Source organism: Streptomyces sp. NPDC055078 (assembly GCF_053607985.1).
The window spans coordinates 1-3,958 of the sequence record NZ_JBSGUP010000730.1 but is presented as its reverse complement, the minus strand read 5'-3'; the positions used below and the strand labels follow the sequence as shown (position 1 = coordinate 3,958).

Sequence of the window (3,958 nt, the reverse complement as noted above, 5' to 3'; positions counted from 1 at the left end):
GGCTGAAATGGCGCACCCGGGTGCGAAAAATCAGCCCCGCCGGCAATTGAGGCGCGGTCCGGGGGCAGAGCCCCGGCAGGGCGGGGCGCACCCGGCGTTACGCCTTGCGGGCGCGGGCGCGGGCCGTCGTCTTCGCCGCGGCGGTCTTCTTGGCGGCCGCCGACTTCTGCGGAGCGACCCGCTTCGCCCGGGAGCGGGCCGGGGCCACCACCGCGTCGCTGATACGGCTCGGGTCCAGGATGTCCCGCAGGAACTTGCCCGTATGGCTCGCGGGGACGCCCGCGACCTCTTCGGGGGTGCCCTCGGCGATGACGAGACCGCCGCCGCCACCCCCTTCGGGGCCCATGTCCACAACCCAGTCCGCGGTCTTGATCACATCGAGGTTGTGCTCGATGACGATGACCGTGTTGCCCTTGTCGACCAGGCCGGACAGCACCGTGATCAGCTTGCTGATGTCCTCGAAGTGCAGCCCGGTCGTCGGCTCGTCGAGCACATACACCGTGCGCCCGGTGGAGCGCTTCTGGAGTTCCGAGGCCAGCTTCACCCGCTGGGCCTCGCCGCCGGAGAGGGTCGGGGCCGGCTGGCCGAGCCGGACATAGCCGAGCCCGACCTCGTTCAGCGTCCTGAGATGACGGCTGATGGTGGGAACGGCCTCGAAGAAGCCCAGGGCCTCCTCGATGGGCATGTCCAGCACCTCGGCGATGGACTTGCCCTTGTAGTGGACCTCCAGGGTCTCCCGGTTGTAGCGGGCGCCGTGGCAGACCTCGCACGGGACATAGACATCCGGCAGGAAGTTCATCTCGATCTTGATGGTGCCGTCACCGGAGCAGTTCTCACAGCGGCCGCCCTTGACATTGAAGGAGAACCGGCCCGGGAGATAGCCCCGCACCTTGGCCTCCATCGTCTCCGCGAAGAGCTTGCGGACATTGTCGAAGACACCGGTGTAGGTGGCGGGGTTGGAACGCGGCGTACGGCCGATGGGCGACTGGTCGACATGGACGACCTTGTCGACCAGGTCGTCGCCTTCGACCCGGGTGTGGCGTCCCGGCACCGACTTGGCGCCGTTCAGCTCACGGGCGAGATGGGTGTAGAGGATGTCGTTGACCAGCGTCGACTTGCCGGATCCGGAGACTCCGGTGACGGCGGTGAGCACCCCGAGCGGGAAGGAGACGTCGATGTCCCGGAGGTTGTTCTCCCGGGCGCCGTGGACGGTGAGCCTGCGGCCCGGGTCCGACGGCCTGCGGAGGTCGGGGGTCGGGATGGACCTCTTGCGGGCGAGGTACTGCCCGGTCACCGACTCCTCGTTGGCCAGCAGCTCCTTCAACGGGCCGGAGTGCACGACCCTGCCGCCGTGCTCACCGGCGCCGGGGCCGATGTCGACCACCCAGTCGGCCACCTTGATGGTGTCCTCGTCGTGCTCCACGACGATGAGGGTGTTGCCCATGTCGCGCAGCCGGACGAGGGTCTCGATGAGCCGGTGGTTGTCCCGCTGGTGCAGTCCGATGGACGGCTCGTCGAGGACATAGAGCACTCCGACGAGACCGGAGCCGATCTGGGTGGCGAGCCGGATGCGCTGGGCCTCCCCGCCGGAGAGGGTGCCCGCCGCGCGGTTGAGCGAGAGATAGTCGAGGCCGACGTCGACCAGGAAGGTCAGCCGCTCGTTGACCTCCTTGAGGACCCGCTCGGCGATCTTCTTGTCGCGGGCGTTCAGCTTCATCCGGCCGAGGAACTCCGCGCACTCGCTGATCGACATCGCGGAGACCTCGGCGATGGACTTCTCCATCACCGTGACCGCGAGGACGATCGGTTTCAGCCGGGTGCCCTGACAGGTCGGGCAGGGCACCTCGCGCATATAGCCCTCGAAGCGCTCCCTGCTGGAGTCGCTCTCGGCCTCCCGGTGCCGCCTGCGGACGAACTCGACGGCTCCTTCGAAGGCGGGGGTGGTGTAGGCGCGCTCCCGGCCGTACCGATTGCGGTAGCGGACCTCCACCTGGGTCTTGTGCCCGTGGAGCAGGGCCTTTCTGGCTCGCTGGGGCAGCCCCGCCCAGGGCATGTCGGTGGCGAAGCCGAGGGCCTTGGCCAGACCGCCGATCAGCCGCCCGAAGTACTCCTTGGTGTGGCCGTGGGACCAGGGGTGGATCGCGCCCTCGTCAAGGGACTTCTCCTCGTCCGGGACGATCAGCTCGGGGTCGACCTCCATCCGGGTGCCGATACCGGTGCAGTCGGGACAGGCGCCGAAGGGGGAGTTGAACGAGAAGGAGCGGGGCTCCAGCTCCTCGAACGACAGATCGTCGTACGGGCAGTACAGATGCTCCGAGTACATCCGCTCGCGCTCGGGGTCGTCCTCGGGGAGGTCCACGAAGTCGAGCACCACCATGCCGCCGGAGAGGCCGAGCGCGGTCTCGACCGAGTCGGTCAGCCGCCGCTTGGCACCGTCCTTGACGGTGAGGCGGTCGACGACGACCTCGATGGTGTGCTTCTCCTGCTTCTTCAGCGTGGGCGGCTCGGCGAGCTGGATGGTCGTCCCGTCGACCCTGGCCCTGCTGTACCCCTTGGTCTGGAGGTCGGAGAAGAGATCGACGAACTCTCCCTTGCGCTCACGCACCAGCGGGGAGAGCACCTGGAAGCGGCTGCCGTCGGGCAGCTCCAGCACCTTGTCCACGATGGCCTGCGGCGACTGGCGCGAGATGGGACGGCCGCACTCGGGGCAGTGCGGCTTGCCGATCCGGGCGAACAGCAGCCGGAGGTAGTCGTACACCTCGGTGATGGTGCCGACCGTCGAGCGGGGGTTGCGCGAGGTCGACTTCTGGTCGATGGAGACGGCCGGGGAGAGGCCCTCGATGAAGTCGACGTCGGGCTTGTCCATCTGCCCCAGGAACTGACGGGCGTACGACGACAGGGATTCGACGTAGCGGCGCTGGCCCTCGGCGAAGATCGTGTCGAAGGCGAGCGAGGACTTGCCCGACCCCGAGAGACCCGTGAACACGATGAGCGAGTCACGGGGGAGGTCGAGCGACACATTCTTGAGATTGTGTTCGCGAGCGCCACGGACGATGAGACGGTCGGCCACGCCGGGTCCGCACCTTTCTTGAGATGAGGTCATGAGAGAAGCGGGGGCACCGGCCCCGTCCCAGACCGCTTCCAGCCTAAGGGGACCATCACATGGCTGAATGCCTCACAACCAAGGATGCCTCGCTCCAGGCTATAGCACGTGCATTCGATTTACGGTCCTCGGCTGCCACCTTCACCCGATCGTGTGGCCGGACTATCGTCGGTCCCATGATCGATCCCTTGCGCGACCTGGAATCCGTGCACGAGGCCACCGAACGGCTGCTCACCGCGGCCGGTTCCCTGGACGACTCCCGCGTCGCCGGGGCCTCCCGGCTCCCGCGCTGGACGCGCGGCCATGTGCTGGCCCACCTCTCCCGTAACGCCGACGCGCTCGTGAATGTTCTCCAAGGCCGCCCGATGTACGAGAGCGCCGCCGCGCGCGAAGCGGACATCGAGCGCGGCGCACCACGGCCCCCCGGTGTCCAGCTCGCCGACGTACGCGACAGCGCCGCCCGCTTCGGGTCCGTGGCCGCGCTGCCCGCCGACTGGGACCGGAAGGTCACGCTCCGTGACGGTGTCACCGACGCCGCGGCCCGGATTCCCTTCCGCAGACTGATCGAGGTCGAGCTGCACCATGTCGATCTCGACATCGGCTATGAGCTGGAGGATCTGCCGGAGGAGTTCGTCCTGCGGGAGATCGGCTTTCTCGCCCAGCGGTTCGCGGGCCGACCCGATGTACCGCCGACCCGGCTGGTCGCCTACGGCGACCTCGGTCACTGGTTCACGGGGGGCGCCGTGGGCGAGCCGATGACGGTCGGCGGGCCCGCGCCCTCGCTGGTCGGCTGGCTCGCGGGCCGCCGCCCGGGGGCGGATCTGGACCTGCACTCGAACGTCGAGGGGGCACGGC

General features: G+C 68.5%; 2 protein-coding genes. One reads left to right on the top strand and one right to left on the bottom strand.

Going from position 1 to position 3,958, the window contains the following annotated elements:
• Positions 1–97 precede the first annotated feature (97 nt).
• Positions 98–3,070 (bottom strand): excinuclease ABC subunit UvrA, encoded by a 2,973-nt coding sequence (gene uvrA, locus ACWF94_RS35620; protein ID WP_453498411.1) that lies wholly within the window; start codon positions 3,068–3,070, stop codon positions 98–100.
• A gap of 209 nt (positions 3,071–3,279) precedes the next feature.
• Here uvrA and ACWF94_RS35615 point away from each other — a divergent pair.
• Positions 3,280–3,958, top strand: a 679-nt coding sequence (locus tag ACWF94_RS35615; protein ID WP_453498408.1) for a maleylpyruvate isomerase family mycothiol-dependent enzyme, incomplete at its 3' end; no start/stop codon positions are given.